The organism is Pseudomonas sp. FSL L8-0168, from assembly GCF_037976155.1.
In the GTDB taxonomy this organism is placed as follows: domain Bacteria; phylum Pseudomonadota; class Gammaproteobacteria; order Pseudomonadales; family Pseudomonadaceae; genus Aquipseudomonas; species Aquipseudomonas paracarnis.
The window spans coordinates 4587034-4600937 of the sequence record NZ_CP150262.1; the positions used below are offsets into that span (position 1 = coordinate 4587034).

The 13904-nt window shown below is 59.6% G+C and carries 14 protein-coding genes and 1 pseudogene; 6 read left to right on the forward strand and 9 right to left on the reverse strand.

All coding sequences use genetic code 11. The annotated features are described in order from the left end of the window. Positions 1-67 precede the first annotated feature (67 nt). The 9 genes and pseudogenes from MHH62_RS21035 to MHH62_RS21075 form a co-directional block, all read right to left on the reverse strand. A complete protein-coding gene (locus MHH62_RS21035; RefSeq protein WP_019818830.1) occupies positions 68-1225 on the reverse strand; it encodes a glutathionylspermidine synthase family protein in 1158 nt (385 codons plus the stop codon). An 11-nt stretch (positions 1226-1236) separates the two neighbouring features. After that, the gene (locus MHH62_RS21040) at positions 1237-1944 is read right to left on the reverse strand and encodes a DUF1190 domain-containing protein (protein WP_014720111.1); all 708 of its coding nucleotides are present in this window, start codon (positions 1942-1944) and stop codon (positions 1237-1239) included. Between the two features lie 18 nt (positions 1945-1962). Beyond that, a complete protein-coding gene (locus tag MHH62_RS21045) occupies positions 1963-2391 on the reverse strand; it encodes a DUF350 domain-containing protein (protein WP_003194539.1) in 429 nt (142 codons plus the stop codon). Positions 2392-2407: 16 nt separating this feature from the next. After that, positions 2408-3082 carry a DUF2491 family protein gene (locus MHH62_RS21050; RefSeq protein WP_020302431.1) on the reverse strand — a complete coding sequence of 225 codons (675 nt, stop codon included), beginning with the start codon at positions 3080-3082 and terminating at the stop codon, positions 2408-2410. Further along, on the reverse strand, positions 3069-4103 hold the full coding sequence (locus tag MHH62_RS21055) for an ion channel (protein ID WP_019818834.1): 1035 nt from the start codon (positions 4101-4103) through the stop codon (positions 3069-3071). Before MHH62_RS21055 ends, MHH62_RS21050 begins: the two co-directional genes overlap by 14 nt. Positions 4104-4175: 72 nt before the next feature. Continuing rightward, positions 4176-4736: a rhomboid family intramembrane serine protease gene (locus tag MHH62_RS21060; protein ID WP_336827058.1), complete on the reverse strand. Its 561-nt coding sequence runs from the start codon at positions 4734-4736 to the stop codon at positions 4176-4178. A gap of 156 nt (positions 4737-4892) precedes the next feature. Then, on the reverse strand, positions 4893-5591 hold the full coding sequence (locus MHH62_RS21065; RefSeq protein WP_014720114.1) for a PspA/IM30 family protein: 699 nt from the start codon (positions 5589-5591) through the stop codon (positions 4893-4895). A 17-nt stretch (positions 5592-5608) separates the two neighbouring features. Further along, complete coding sequence (locus MHH62_RS21070) at positions 5609-6190, reverse strand: YjfI family protein (protein WP_019818839.1); 582 nt, start codon at positions 6188-6190, stop codon at positions 5609-5611. A 228-nt stretch (positions 6191-6418) separates the two neighbouring features. Next, a pseudogene (locus tag MHH62_RS21075) lies at positions 6419-7449 on the reverse strand (PDDEXK nuclease domain-containing protein). Between the two features lie 174 nt (positions 7450-7623). Between MHH62_RS21075 and MHH62_RS21080 the strand changes: the two are divergent. The 6 genes from MHH62_RS21080 (at position 7624) to MHH62_RS21105 (ending at position 13866) form a co-directional block, all read left to right on the forward strand. Then, positions 7624-8268, forward strand: coding sequence for an NAD(P)H-dependent oxidoreductase (locus MHH62_RS21080; protein WP_014720117.1), 645 nt, complete (start codon positions 7624-7626; stop codon positions 8266-8268). Continuing rightward, positions 8207-8584 carry a MerR family transcriptional regulator gene (locus MHH62_RS21085; RefSeq protein WP_081339090.1) on the forward strand — a complete coding sequence of 126 codons (378 nt, stop codon included), beginning with the start codon at positions 8207-8209 and terminating at the stop codon, positions 8582-8584. The genes MHH62_RS21080 and MHH62_RS21085 overlap by 62 nt, the downstream gene beginning before the upstream one ends. A 122-nt stretch (positions 8585-8706) precedes the next feature. Then, positions 8707-8949, forward strand: coding sequence for an exodeoxyribonuclease VII small subunit (locus tag MHH62_RS21090; RefSeq protein ID WP_003194556.1), 243 nt, complete (start codon positions 8707-8709; stop codon positions 8947-8949). Then, a complete protein-coding gene (ispA, locus tag MHH62_RS21095) occupies positions 8946-9833 on the forward strand; it encodes a (2E,6E)-farnesyl diphosphate synthase (RefSeq protein ID WP_014720119.1) in 888 nt (295 codons plus the stop codon). Before MHH62_RS21090 ends, ispA begins: the two co-directional genes overlap by 4 nt. Before the next feature lie 110 nt (positions 9834-9943). Continuing rightward, complete coding sequence (gene dxs / locus MHH62_RS21100) at positions 9944-11842, forward strand: 1-deoxy-D-xylulose-5-phosphate synthase (protein ID WP_014720120.1); 1899 nt, start codon at positions 9944-9946, stop codon at positions 11840-11842. 137 nt (positions 11843-11979) lie between these two features. Continuing rightward, positions 11980-13866: a TonB-dependent receptor gene (locus tag MHH62_RS21105; RefSeq protein ID WP_103452034.1), complete on the forward strand. Its 1887-nt coding sequence runs from the start codon at positions 11980-11982 to the stop codon at positions 13864-13866. The last annotated feature ends 38 nt before the right edge of the window (positions 13867-13904 follow it).

Below are 13904 nucleotides of genomic sequence, written 5' to 3' on the forward strand. Positions count from 1 at the left end.
CGGGTGACGCAGAGCGTCACTGAATGCGTTACCACGCGGAGCGTGGGAACGAACCCGTCAGACGTCCCTAATCCAGGATCAAGTGCGGCAGAAACCGGCTTGAATCCTTGGTGATCAAGCTATTGTCCTCGCGCACACCGATGCCGGCGGCCTGGTCGCCAATGACCCAAGAGCCGATCAGCGTGTAGCTGTCACCAAATTTTGGCAGCGGTGCGAACTCTTGAAGGATGAAGGGCGCATCCGTGTAGGGGCCGTCTTCTTTTACGGTCAGGCCTTCGGCGGTTTGCAGTTCGATGTTGGCGCCTTCACGGGAGAAGAACGGCTTGCGCACCCAGCCTTTTGGCACGGCTTTACCTGGATCGGTGTCCAGGTGAGACGCGAGCAGGTTGGGGTGGCCTTTGTTGAATTCCCACAGCAGCGGCAGGATGCCTTTGTTGGAAATAATGGATTTCCACGCGGGCTCGAAGAACTGTGTGTCGCTCTGGGCAATCGCGGCACCAAAGGGTTCGTGGAAGATGAACTCCCAGGCGTGCAGTTTGAACAGGTGGGGAATCCAGCGATCTTCAAGGTCGACGAAGCGGCCTTCGCTGTTCAGGCCGATGTCTTCGATGTCGATGTGGCGCGATTCGATGCCGACCTTTTCAGCGACCAGGCGCAGGTAGTCGGTGGTGCCTTTGTCTTCGACCGAGTCTTTCATCGAAGCGAAGTAGAACGGCTGGTTGACCTGCAGTTGGGCGAAGGCCTGGTGCAGTTTGGTGTCGATGCTATTGAACTGGTCGGCGTGCTTGGGCAGCAGGCCGCGTTCGATGCATTGTTCCAGCCAGCCCCACTGAAACGCGGCTGCTTCGTAGAGGCTGGTGGGGGTGTCGTAGTTGAGCTCCAGCAACTTGGCGGGCCCGCTGCCGTTGTAGGAGAAGTCCATGCGCCCGTAAAGGTGCGGGTGGCCTTCGAGCCATGAGGTTCGGATCATGTCGTAGAAAGGCGCGGGGATGCTCAGGCGTTCAAGCAGTTCTTCGCTGTGGACCACGCGGGCGACGAGGTCCATGCACATGTCATGGAGCTCGGTGGTCGGGTCTTCGAGGTCGCGCTCGATTTGCTTGAGCGTGAACTGGTAGTACGCGCTTTCGTCCCAGTAGGGTTCGCCGTCGATGGTATGGAACAGGAAGCCGAGGCTCTCGGCGGTGTGTTTCCAGTCATGACGCTCTGCGCATTGGATCTTCTTCATGGCCGGTTTCCTTAGCTGCTCGACCCGCCGCCCCAGCCGCTGCGTGCGCTGGCTTTGCTGCCGAAGCCGCCGCGGGAGGTGGCCGATGAAACCGAGCTCGACTTAGGTGAAGAGCGCAGCGTGCTGGTGTAATTGCTGCTGCCGTACCGGGCCTGGTTGGAACGGCCAAAGGTCGCGCCATTGGACACGCGTTGGTTGAGCGTCGAGTTACCGTAGTTGCCGCGATCATCGCGATAGCGGTACACCGGTTCCGAACGGTAGCTGTTGCGGTTGTTGCTCAGCATGTTGCCGATCAGCAAGCCGGTCAGCAGGCTGCTGGTGGAGAAGCCTGAGCCGCCGCTGGCCTGAGCGTTGGCCGCTTGCGCATTGGCAGCGTCGACTTGGGATTGGGTCACCTGGCCTTCGGCGGTCAGTTCGAAACCGCCCAAGCGCGGGATGAATTTGCCGGTGGAGTCTTGCTGGCACCAGTCAGCGACAAAGTCGGCGTCGCAATCGGCCTGGCTGTCATACACCGGCGCAATGCGGCGATGCTCGGCCATGGCCGTCATGTAGGCGTCCGAGCAGACGTCTACCGGAAGTTTTTCATCGGCGCATTGCTGTACCGATTGGAAGTTGTACTTCTTTTGCAGGTCGTAGGTTTTTTCCGTTGGGCCACAGCCGGATATCGCCATGGCGACCGACGCTGCCAGCGACAGCTGGACGTACTTGCTTCGTTTCATCGGGAGCTCCGTGGGCAATCAGTTCGAGGTGGGCGTCATGCACGCGGCATTCAGCATGCCGACGCTGATGGCCACCGCGGCCACGTAGATACCGGCCGCCAGTTCGCCCTTCTTGATGCGCTCGGACGTGCCTTTGAGCACCAGGCTGGTCAGCAGGAACGCCAGCAGTTGGACGACGGCGGCGATCACGGCCCAGACGATGAAGTCGAGAACGTTGATCGAGTAGGCAATCACATTGCTGGCCGGAATGGCGAAACCGACGATGGCACCGCCCAGGGCGACCGCTGCGGAGGTGTTGCCCGCACGGATCAGTTCGAACTCCTTGTGCGGGGTGATGCGGGTGTAGATGAACTGGAACAGCGCGAACAGTACCGCAGCCCCCAGGATGTAGAGGACAAAGCCGAGCACCGCAGCTTTGTTGAGGGAGATGGAGAGTGCTTCTAGCATGGACGGCTTCCTTTTTTTAGAGCGTAGTCAGGTCGGTGGTGTACAGCGAAATGCCCAGGGATGTGCTCAGGCTGATGGTGCCTTCGGCATCTTCTTCGACGGAGAACAGCAGGAACTCTCGGCGGTCGGTCAAGCCGGTGTCGCGGGCGTATAGCATCGAACGGTGCTCGACGCTGTAGGTGGCTTCTGGGCTGATGACCTGTTCGCTCATCGCCACCAATTCGGTCTGGCCATCTTCGCTGCCCCACTCCCGGAAGAACTCGACGCCGTCGTGGGTGTAGGTCGGCAGACCGATCAGGCTTTGTGGGCCCGCGAGCCTGCTCAGTTCCGCTTCACTGCTGATGGTGACGTAACTCAGGTAGTTGAACAGAATCACTGACTCGACCTGGCCCGCTATCTGGCCGGTGGTGTGCACCTGCAACCAATAATCTTCGTCGTTCATGTAATAGCGCGACAGCCAGGTGGACTGGCCGAGGTCGATGGTGCCGTTGCTCCAGATTTCCTGGGAGCCGGGGATCACCACGTTGGTTTTTTCATCGAGCAGCAATTTCAGAGTCGTGTCAAACATCACGCCCTTGCCCGGCGCCAGGCCCAAAGGGCCGGTGGCGGGCAGGCTTGGGCTGGCGGTTCGGCTCGAGTCGGTAGTGGCTTTTGGGGCCTCAAGCCCCATCAACTGTTTAAGCCATCCCATGAAAGATTTCCTTAAGGCGAGTGGAAGCGATGTAGAAGAGTTCGCCGCCTTTGACCGCTGTGGCACTGGGCGGGTTGATCGACGGCTGCTGAACACCTTTGGCGCGATAGCCAATGAGGGTGGCGTTGTGGCGCTCCTTCATCTGCGTGTACAGCTCGCCGAACGTTGCCTCAAAGGCGTCGGGCAATTTCATCAGGTACTGGGTGGCGCCCTGCCCCACGCACAGCAACTCATTGATGACCACCGACGAGCCCGGATCCTGAGAGGCGCGCACCAGCATTTCGATCGCCATGCTGGACGTGCATTCCAGGCGCGGGGCGTAGGAGCTGGCCAGTGCAGCGATTTCACTTTCGTTGAAGTGGGCGACCACATGCCCCACGGGGCTCAGTTGGTTCACCGCCAGCACGGTGGCCAGCGTCAGGTCGTCAGACGGGGTTCGCACCAGCACACGCTCGGCACCGGGCACACCGGCACGCAGCAACAGCGCGGTGGAAGACAGGCTTTCGCCGCGGATGAACGCTGCTTTGCCCGGCATCGGATTTTCTTCAAGGCTGCAATCGCAGATCACGATCAGGTTGTCGTTCGAGGTTTCGTCTTGCAGCAACAACTCAATCACCCGCTCGCTGGACGCGCCCTCCCAGCCGATCAACACGGTATGGCCGACCTTGCCGGTGAAATCACCTTTGCCCTTCATGCCTTTTCTCCATGCATCGATAACACTGCTGGTGGTTTTGCCGATGGCTGCCGTGAGCAGCGCAATGCCCCCGAGCATGACCCAGGCCGCCACGAAAATTCGCCCAGCAGACGTCTGCGGCGCGAGGTCGCCATAGCCGACGGTGAGTGTGGTGGTGAGATAGAAGTAGATAAACGTGGCGGCAGCGGTGAGGTGTTGTTCGCCCAGCAACACCAGGCCCAGGTAAGCGGTGCTCAGGTGGACACCCAAGGCAACGATCAGGCCTGCCCAACCGAAGCGATGAAAGAGGGACGAGGCGTACATGCGTAGCAGTAGGAAAATCGACATTTAGCCCCTGGCTCCCTGGGTACTTGAATCCTGACGACAGCATCGCCTCGGCGTCTGGATGCTCAAGTGCGTTCACCCGGCATTAAACCCGCTGCGCGGCGTGGATAGAAGTACCTTGGCTGCAATAAATCCGGCGAGCGCACCAAACAGATGCCCTTCGAAGGAAACGCCCTGCCGCGGAAGGAAGCCCACGACCAGTCCGCCATACAGCAAAGCCACAACAGCGGCTGTTAGCAGGTTGCCCCAGCTTCTGTGAAACCAGGCGCGAGACAGCAGATAGGCCCATAGCCCGAACACCCAGCCGCTGGCGCCGACGTGTACGCCTGAAAAACCGAACAGCCAGACCAACAAGCCGCCCAGCAGAATGACGATGGCACTGACGGCGATGAACCGGTTGACCCCTTCGATGATGACCAGAGAACCCAGGATCACAAAGGCAATCAGGTTGGCGCTCAGGTGGGCGAAGGAGGCGTGCAAAAACGGTGATGTGAGGATGCCGAACAGACCCTGCATCGTTCTCGGGATTAGCCCGAATGCCATGAGGCTGTAACCGGTCACCACATTGAGCAGTTGCAGCGCGACCATGAAGAGGGCCAGGCCTGCGATTGTCTTGAAACCCTTCAAGGCGTCCATCCTGACCTCAACATACAAAAGAAGAGCACTGCGACTGTGGCGAGGGAGCTTGCTCCCGCTGGGGCGCGAAGCGGCCCCAAAAACAGGACTGCTGCGCAGCCCAGCGGGAGCAAGCTCCCTCCCCACAGAGTTGCAGGCTTAACTGACCTACGTTGATTACTCAGCCGACTTTTGCTTCAGACGCTCCAGAATCGCATTGGCACTGCCTTCGTTCGGCGTGATGCCGGCATCGCGCAGTTTGCGTTCCAGGTCTGTCCCCGTCGACGCTTCAGCCAGCTCATCCTGGGCTTGCAGCTCAGCGGCGCGTTGTTGCTGTTTGGCCTGCAAGCGATTGAGCGTACCGACGGCGGTTTCCAGCTTGCCGTTGGCACCGCCGCTGGCAATGGAGGCACTGACCTGGGCCTTTTGCACGCTGTCGCGAGCCTTGGCCATGTCCACTTGCTGGCGCAGGCTTTTGATGCGGCTTTCGGCCTTGGTGATGTCTTTGCGCATGCTCTCAGCGTACCCACCGAACTCGGTGGTCTGCTTTTGCTCAACGTCCCGCTCGTTGGTCAGGGTCGAAATGGCTTCGGCCACTTCCAGGGCGAGGTCTTCACGGTTGGCCTGGATAGCGGCCATCGCCTTGGATTCCAGGTCTTTGATCTTGGCGTCGTACTCGCCAACACGATCAGCCGCCAGTTTGTGCTTGGCCATGATGCTCACCAGCTCACGCTTGGCGTTGGCCAAGGCGCTGTCTGCATCGCGAATTTCCTGGTCAAGGATGCGCAGGGCCTGTTGGTCGACGATCGATTCGCCGACTTCGCTGGCACCGCCACGCAACGCGGTGAACAATTTGCTCCAGATGGACTGAGTCATTGGGTTTTCCCGAATAATTAAATGAAGAAACGTTCGAAGGCTTCGCTGGCGCGCTGCACGTTATCAACCAGGGTTTTCACCTCGGTCACGATGTTGGTCAGGCTGGAGTCGGAGCTGAGCGCACCGAACATGTTGTAAACCACCTGCCCGTTCGGCATGGACTCGATACCGATCGACGACAACGGGAACATCTCCCGGCTGCGCAGCACGGCGTCATTGAAGGCCGGCACGTCGTTGATGGACTCGGCGTCGACCAGGACGGTATCCACGATGATTTGCTCGCCCACCACCGCGATGTAAATCGGCAAGCCACCAAAGTCGTTCATCTCCAGCTTGATACTGGACTCGGAGCCTTGGACGAGAGAAAGCGTAATGTCATTGGACGTCACGTCATCCAGCGCCTGAAGAGCACTGTAAAGACGATCGATATTCCAGTTAGTACCTGCGCTCATGAAATTCTCCGACATGAATGAGCCAGCCAGGATCGGTTGGCGTAGCTGTTTCTCCATTTGCTTGAGCAGGCTTCGGTTTTCGGGAAGCACCCAAGTCTCGTGTTTCACATAACCGGCCGCCGCCAGCCCCGCACGCATCTGCTTCATGTAAAAGCTCGACGGCTTTTTTGCGGACGGCTTCAAGCGCTCTCCCTTGAGGCTTGTTGAATCGGTATCGGGCCCAGTTGATGGGCTCGATGGAGAGCTGCTGTTCATGGTACTGACCTCGCTGTGAAAAACTCACGCGTGAGAAAATCTACAGGCAATCCGCAAGGTACTCAATAGCTCACGCGTGAGATTTTTCCTTACATTTTTCAGCCACCGAAAAGACCCAGCCTACCCCGCCAACTCTCGCTCGATTTGCTCGATGCTAGGCAAGCTCGATTGCAGTTCGGCTGGCAAAGACTCCATCAATTGATATTGCGCCACACCAATAGGCCGGTTGTTATCGCGCAGTGCGTATTCAGCCACCACTTCATTTTTACCCTTGCACAACAAGAGGCCGATAGTCGGGCCATCCTGTGGGTGCTTTATCTCGGCATCCACCGCCGCAAGATAGAAGCTCAATTTGCCCAGATGCTCGGGCTTGAACTTGCCTGCCTTGAGTTCGATCACCACATAGCAACGCAGCTTCAGGTGATAGAACAACAGGTCGATGAAGAACTCATCGCCGCCTACATTCAGCAGCACTTGCCGGCCAACGAAGGCAAAACCTGCGCCCAACTCCAAAAAGAAGTCAGTGACATGCTTGATCAGGGCGTTTTCGATTTCGCGCTCTTGTGCATTCTGGCCCAGGCTGAGGAAATCAAAGCGGTACGGGTCTTTGAGGGATTCGCGCGCCAGGTCGGATTGCGCTTTGGGCAGATGGCTTTCGAAGTTGCTGACGGCCTTGCCACTGCGCTCCAGCAGGCGATTTTCAATGTGCATCACCAGTGTGTTGCGCGACCAGTATGTTTTAAGGCCTGGATGATGTACCAACGACGAGTTTCGGGGCCGGGAAGCTTATCGAGCAGCACCACGTTGTGGCCCCAAGGCAATTGTGCAGCAGCCTGTTGCACAAATTCCGAATCCGGCCACGCCTCGGCAAAAGCACGCATGTATTTCAGATTGCGCGGCGAAAAACCCTTGATGTCAGGAAAGGCCGCCCGCAGATCTTGCGCAAGGCGGTCGATCACTTTACTACCCCAACCTTGAGCGTGCTGACGCGCCAAAATATCGTGACCGAGCTGCCAGTAGAGCAGCACCAGCTCACGATTAACGGCAATTGATGCGCGCTGTTGCGCCTGATGGATACGGCCCTTGAGGTCTGTCAGCCAATCGCCGTAGCCCTCAGGAGGCGCGATCAACCCGATAGAAGTTTCGCTCATGCCTTTTTTACTCTGGTGTTTTCGGCAGGCTAGCCAGCCGACAGTACCGTCACAAGCATTCGAGAACAGTTCAGGAAGGGTCCTGCGTACCTCACAGAAAGGTCCTGCTGGCACTTGACTCTCCCCTATACGGCACCCCCTACCCTGAATGCCCTTTTCTCAGAACTTATCACCATGAGTCAGCGCATTCTGGTCATTCTCGGCCACCCGTCCGCCGATAGCTTTTGTTCCGCCCTCGCGCACACTTATATCCACGCTGCTAAAACGGCCGGTCACGAAGTCCGCGTCCTGCGCCTGGGTGATCTCAGGTTCGACCCCATCCTTCATCATGCTTACACCCAGGTTCAAGCGCTGGAACCTGACTTGCTCAGCGCCCAAGCCGACATCCTTTGGGCCGAGCATCTGGCCTGGGTTTTCCCTGTCTGGTGGGGCGGTATCCCGGCACTGATGAAGGGCTTTATCGACCGCGTTTTCCTCCCCGGCTTTGCCTTCAAGTACCGCGCAGGCAAGGCATTCCCAGACAAGCTGCTAAAGGGCCGAACCGCGCACTTGTTAGTGACCCTCGACACGCCGCCGTGGTATTACCGCTGGGTTTATCGCATGCCGGCCATCCACCAAATGCGGCGCACCACGCTGGCGCTGTGCGGCATCGCGACGAGCAAGACGCTGCTGTTGGGGCCGGTGCTGGGCTCTTCGCTGACGCAGCGGGCCAAGTGGCTGAAACAGGCCGGCGCACTATTTGAAAAAGGGAGTTTTCATGTACATCGGCAAAGCCGCGCAGTTGTCCGGCACGACCATCAAGGCGATTCGTCACTATGAGGCAATCGGGCTGATGCCAGCGCCTGCGCGTCGGGGCGGTTATCGCGTTTATACCGAGCAGAGTGTCGAGCGGCTGATGTTTATAAAGTGCGCGCAACAGCTGGGGTTCAAGCTCAAGGAATTACAGGAGATTTTGCAGGGGTACGAGGGTGATGCGCTTCCCTGGGACAAGGCTGACCAAGCCATCGCCAATAAGAAGCAAGCGTTAGCCATGCAAATTGTGGCATTGCAGAATATGCATCAGGGTTTATTGGTCTTCGAGGCCCAATTGAAAGCGGCGCAGGGGGAGTGCTGGGTCGCCACGAAGACAAGCTGAGACTCGGTGAGCCGAATAAACCCATCAATCGGCTCACATCACCGTGTGTGCGCCACTCATTTGCCCCAATCCCCCATGTCTGCTAGTGTCGCGCCGGTTTACCGTCTACCGGAATTGCCGCCATGGCCCGCAAAAAAGTTGCACTCGATTTCGAACAATCCCTCGCCGACCTGCAAGCCCTGGTCGAGCGTCTGGAGAACGGCGAGTTGTCGCTGGAAGACTCGTTGACAGCGTTTGAGCAAGGCATCGGCCTGACCCGCGACTGTCAGAGCGCGTTGGCGCAGGCGGAGCAGAAGGTCCAGGTGTTGCTGGAGCGTGACGGGGAGTTGGCCGAAGAGCCTTTCGATGCGGAACAGCCGGAATGATCAGCGCATACCAGGCCAGTAGCCAAGCCCGGGTGAATGCCGCGCTGGAGCCCCTGTTTGTTGCGCCAAGCCCGGAAATGACGCGCCTCTATGAGGCCATGCGCTACAGCGTGATGAATGGCGGCAAGCGTGTGCGCCCGTTGCTGGCCTATGCCGCCTGCGAAGCTCTCGGGGCGCCGGCAGCCGAGGCGAATGGCGCGGCCTGTGCGGTCGAGTTGATCCACGCCTATTCCCTGGTGCATGACGACTTGCCGGCAATGGACGACGATGATTTGCGTCGCGGCCAGCCCACCACCCACAAAGCCTTCGATGAGGCCTATGCAATTCTGGCCGGAGATGGCTTGCAGAGCCTGGCGTTCAGCGCATTGCTGGACCCGACGCTAAGCAGCGTCAACGCCGAGATCCGCTTGCGCATGGTCACCGCCCTGGCCCATGCAGCGGGCCCGGCTGGAATGGTCGGCGGGCAGGCCATCGACATGGGCTCGGTCAGCCTCAAGCTCGATCAAAAAGCCCTCGAACACATGCATCGCCACAAGACCGGTGCGCTGATTGAGGCCGCCGTGCAACTGGGCGCCCTGGCCAGTGGCCGTGCCGACGCCGAGCAATTAGCGGCGCTGCAGACCTATTCTCGCGCTGTCGGCCTGGCCTTCCAGGTACAGGACGATATCCTCGACGTGGAAAGCGACACCGCCACCCTCGGTAAACGCCAGGGCGCCGATATCGCACGTGACAAGCCGACTTATCCTGCCTTGCTGGGGCTGCAAGCCGCCAAGGCCTATGCCATCGAGCTGCGTGACCAGGCTCTGGATGCCCTGCGACCTTTCGACGCGGCGGCCGAGCCACTGCGTGACCTGGCGCGGTATATCGTCGAACGTCGCCACTGACAGCCGCGGCCATTTGCGCCGCATATCGGCCAAGTTCGGCCCTCTGCGTGGGCAGTTTGCACGGCTTGAGGTAAACTGCCGCCTCTTCTATACCTATAACGATTCGCCTGATGCCCACGACGTTTCAAGAGATTCCCCGCAAACGCCCGTCTACGCCCCTGCTCGACCGTGCTGCCACGCCGGACGGCCTGCGTCGACTGGGTGAAGCCGAGCTGGAAACCCTGGCCGATGAGCTGCGCCTGGAATTGCTCTACACGGTCGGCCAGACCGGTGGGCATTTTGGCGCCGGGCTGGGCGTGATCGAGCTGACCATCGCCTTGCATTACGTGTTCGACACCCCGGACGACCGGCTGGTGTGGGACGTGGGCCACCAGGCGTATCCGCATAAAATCCTCACCGGCCGTCGCGAGCGCATGGCCAGCCTGCGCCAGAAGGACGGCCTGGCCGCCTTCCCACGCCGTGCCGAGAGCGAGTACGACACCTTTGGCGTCGGCCACTCCAGCACGTCCATCAGTGCAGCACTGGGCATGGCGATTGCCGCCCGCCTGCAAGGCAGTGAGCGCAAGGCGATTGCGGTGATTGGTGATGGCGCGCTGACCGCCGGCATGGCCTTCGAAGCGCTGAACCATGCGCCGGAAGTGGACGCCAACATGTTGGTGATCCTAAACGACAACGACATGTCGATTTCGCGCAACGTGGGTGGCCTGTCCAATTATCTGGCGAAGATCCTCTCCAGCCGTACCTACGCCAGCATGCGCGAAGGCAGCAAGAAAGTGCTGTCGCGTCTGCCTGGCGCATGGGAAATTGCGCGCCGCACCGAAGAGTATGCCAAAGGCATGCTGGTACCCGGCACCCTGTTCGAAGAGCTGGGCTGGAACTACATCGGCCCTATCGACGGCCACGACCTGCCGACCCTGATCGCGACGTTGCGCAACATGCGCGACCTCAAGGGCCCGCAGTTCCTGCATATCGTCACCAAGAAAGGCAAAGGTTTCGCTCCGGCGGAAGTCGACCCGATTGGTTACCACGCGATCACTAAGCTCGAACCCCTGGACGCTCCCGCCGCCGCGCCGAAAAAGGCCAGCGGGCCGAAGTATTCCGGGGTGTTTGGCGAATGGCTATGCGACATGGCCGCCGCCGACCCGCGTCTGGTGGGTGTTACCCCGGCGATGAAGGAAGGCTCCGACCTGGTGGCGTTCAGCGAGCGTTTCCCGCTGCGTTACTTCGACGTGGCGATTGCCGAGCAACACGCCGTGACCTTCGCGGCCGGCATGGCCTGCGAAGGCGCCAAGCCGGTGGTGGCGATCTACTCCACCTTCCTGCAACGCGGTTATGACCAATTGGTTCACGATGTGGCGGTGCAGAACCTCGACGTGCTGTTCGCCATCGACCGTGCCGGCCTGGTGGGCGAAGACGGCCCGACCCATGCGGGCAGTTTCGACCTGTCGTACCTGCGCTGCATCCCCGGCATGCTGGTGATGACCCCGAGCGACGAGAACGAACTGCGCAAGATGCTCAGCACCGGCCACCTGTACAACGGCCCGGCCGCTGTGCGGTACCCGCGCGGCACCGGCCCGAACGCCGTGATCGAAAAAGACCTGGAGCCGATCGAAATCGGTAAAGGCATCGTGCGTCGCCAAGGCAGCAAAACTGCGTTCCTGGTGTTTGGCGTGCAACTGGCTGAAGCCTTGAAAGTCGCCGAGAAGATCGACGCCACCGTGGTCGACATGCGGTTCGTCAAGCCACTGGATGAAGCGTTGGTACGCGAAATTGCCGCCAGCCATGAGCTGCTGGTGACCGTCGAAGAGAACGCCATCATGGGCGGCGCCGGTGCGGCGGTCAGTGAGTTCCTGGCGCGGGAGAACATCCTCAAGTCGGTGCTGCACCTGGGCTTGCCAGATGTATACGTCGAACACGCCAAGCCGGCGCAGATGCTGGCTGAATGCGGGCTGGATGAGGCGGGTATCGAGGCGTCCGTGCGCGAGCGCCTGGCGCTACTGAATCTGTAATCAGCCCCAGCTGTGGGAGCTGGCTTGCCTGCGATGACGGCGGCACATTCGCTAACAATGTGTCAGATACACCGCTATCGCAGGCAAGCCAGCTCCCACAGTGGTTTTGCATGACCTTCGAATGCTATGGACAGCCCATGAAACGCCTGTGCCTTGCCCTGCTGCTGCTACCCTGCGCTGACCTGCTCGCCGACACCCGCGACCAGGCCCTGAAGCTCTCCGACGTGGTCATCAGCGCCAACCGCCAAGTCCAGGCGCGTAATGACAGCAGCGCCGCCAACACCGTCTTCACCCGCGCCGACATCGACCGCCTGCAACCCACCAGCGTCACCGACCTGCTCAGCCGCGTGCCGGGCGTGCAAGTTGCGCCGACCGGTGGGCGTGGCAGTTTGCCGGGGATTTTCATTCGCGGCACTAAGACTGCTCAAAGCCTGGTGATGGTAGACGGCCAACGCATTGCCAATGCCACATCGGGTGACAGCGGGCTGCAGTTCTTGAGTGTGGATCAGATTGAGCGAGTAGAAGTGCTGCGTGGCTCACGCTCGGTGATCTACGGCAGCGATGCAATTGGTGGGGTCATCCAGATTTTCACGCGACGTAATGCCGAAGCCGGCATCCATCCACGCCTGCATCTGGGTTTTGGTAGCCACCAGACCTGGGAACGCAGCCTTGGCTTGTCGGGCGGTGATGGGCGCACGCGCTTCAACCTCGGCGCCAGCCTGGATGAAACCCAGGGCATCGACTGGACCCGCAAATCCTTCGCAAGCGATGGCGATCACGACGCCTATCGCAACAACTCCATAAGCCTCAACCTCAGCCACTCGCTGAGCGATGATGTGGAAGTCGGATTCAACCTGCTGGATGGCCGAGGCAGGGCCGAATATGACAACCCCTTCGGCCGCAACATCAGTTTGACTGAGGCCGTGGGGATGAAGCCCTACACCCGTTACACCGTGAGCAGCGCCAGTAGTTATGTCGATGCCAAGATCAACGATGCCTGGCAAACCCGCGTGGAACTAGGTCACAGCGAGAACCGTGACACTAAGCGTGACCGCTTGAGCGATTACAACGCCGCCTTCAATACCTATCGCGATTCGGTTAACTGGCAGAACGACTTGAGTCTGACTGAGCGCAACAGTTTGATCCTGGGCGGCGACTGGTATGAAGACCGCGTCCACACCAGTGAAAACCTCAAAGCCGATAGCCGCTGGAACCGTGCGGTATTTATCCAGCATCGATTCAAGGCCGAGGCGTTTTCCACTGAGCTGGGCCTGCGCCACGACACCAACCAGCAATTCGGCAGCCAGAATACTTGGAGCGGTACCTTCACCCTGCCGCTCAACCCTGATAACGATCTATTGCTGTCCTACAGCGAAGGCTTCCGCGCGCCGAGCTTTAATGACCTGTATTACCCATTTAGCAGCAACCCCAACCTCAAGCCTGAACATTCGAAAAGTTATGAGTTGCAATGGCGCAGCCAACTGACCGACACAATGCGCCTGGAGGCCTCGCTGTATCGCACCGAGCTCAAGGACGCCATCATTGCGCGGCAGATAGATTTCTATATTCCGCGCAATGTGGCTTCGGCCCGGATCAATGGTTTTGAGGCCGCGCTCAAGCAGGAATTGTTTGGCTGGCAAGGTAACCTCGGTCTGTCGATCATCGACCCGCGCGATAACGACAGCGGACACACCCTGGAGCGTCGCGCACGCCGCACCTTGAGCCTGGACCTGGATCGTCAGTTTGACCGTTTGGGCGTGGGAGCCAGTTGGCAAGCGGTTAGTAGCAGCTATGACGATGCAGAGAACACCAAGCGCCTGTCGGGCTATAGCCTGCTGGGGTTGCGTAGCAGTTGGGCAATGACGCGGGAAGTGTTGTTATCGGTCAAGGTTGATAACGTGCTGGACGGGACTTACGCGCGGGCGAGGTACAGCTATGACGAGCCCAATTATGAGAACAATCAGGACTATCGCGAAGAAGGTCGGGTGTGGATGTTCGGGGTGACGTGGACACCTGAGCTCTAAGTAGCCTGATCCGGCGTCATCGCAGGCAAGCCAGCTCC

Coding starts and splice junctions, on each gene's coding strand:
- MHH62_RS21070 (WP_019818839.1), bottom strand. CDS start 6,190: ATGAAGCAGATGCGTGCGGGGCTGGCGGCGGCCGGTTATGTGAAACAC.
- ispA (WP_014720119.1), top strand. CDS start 8,946: ATGATCAGCGCATACCAGGCCAGTAGCCAAGCCCGGGTGAATGCCGCG.
- MHH62_RS21065 (WP_014720114.1), bottom strand. CDS start 5,591: ATGACTCAGTCCATCTGGAGCAAATTGTTCACCGCGTTGCGTGGCGGT.
- MHH62_RS21055 (WP_019818834.1), bottom strand. CDS start 4,103: ATGTCGATTTTCCTACTGCTACGCATGTACGCCTCGTCCCTCTTTCAT.
- MHH62_RS21050 (WP_020302431.1), bottom strand. CDS start 3,082: ATGGGATGGCTTAAACAGTTGATGGGGCTTGAGGCCCCAAAAGCCACT.
- MHH62_RS21060 (WP_336827058.1), bottom strand. CDS start 4,736: ATGGACGCCTTGAAGGGTTTCAAGACAATCGCAGGCCTGGCCCTCTTC.
- MHH62_RS21090 (WP_003194556.1), top strand. CDS start 8,707: ATGGCCCGCAAAAAAGTTGCACTCGATTTCGAACAATCCCTCGCCGAC.
- MHH62_RS21035 (WP_019818830.1), bottom strand. CDS start 1,225: ATGAAGAAGATCCAATGCGCAGAGCGTCATGACTGGAAACACACCGCC.
- MHH62_RS21105 (WP_103452034.1), top strand. CDS start 11,980: ATGAAACGCCTGTGCCTTGCCCTGCTGCTGCTACCCTGCGCTGACCTG.
- MHH62_RS21085 (WP_081339090.1), top strand. CDS start 8,207: ATGTACATCGGCAAAGCCGCGCAGTTGTCCGGCACGACCATCAAGGCG.
- MHH62_RS21040 (WP_014720111.1), bottom strand. CDS start 1,944: ATGAAACGAAGCAAGTACGTCCAGCTGTCGCTGGCAGCGTCGGTCGCC.
- MHH62_RS21080 (WP_014720117.1), top strand. CDS start 7,624: ATGAGTCAGCGCATTCTGGTCATTCTCGGCCACCCGTCCGCCGATAGC.
- dxs (WP_014720120.1), top strand. CDS start 9,944: ATGCCCACGACGTTTCAAGAGATTCCCCGCAAACGCCCGTCTACGCCC.
- MHH62_RS21045 (WP_003194539.1), bottom strand. CDS start 2,391: ATGCTAGAAGCACTCTCCATCTCCCTCAACAAAGCTGCGGTGCTCGGC.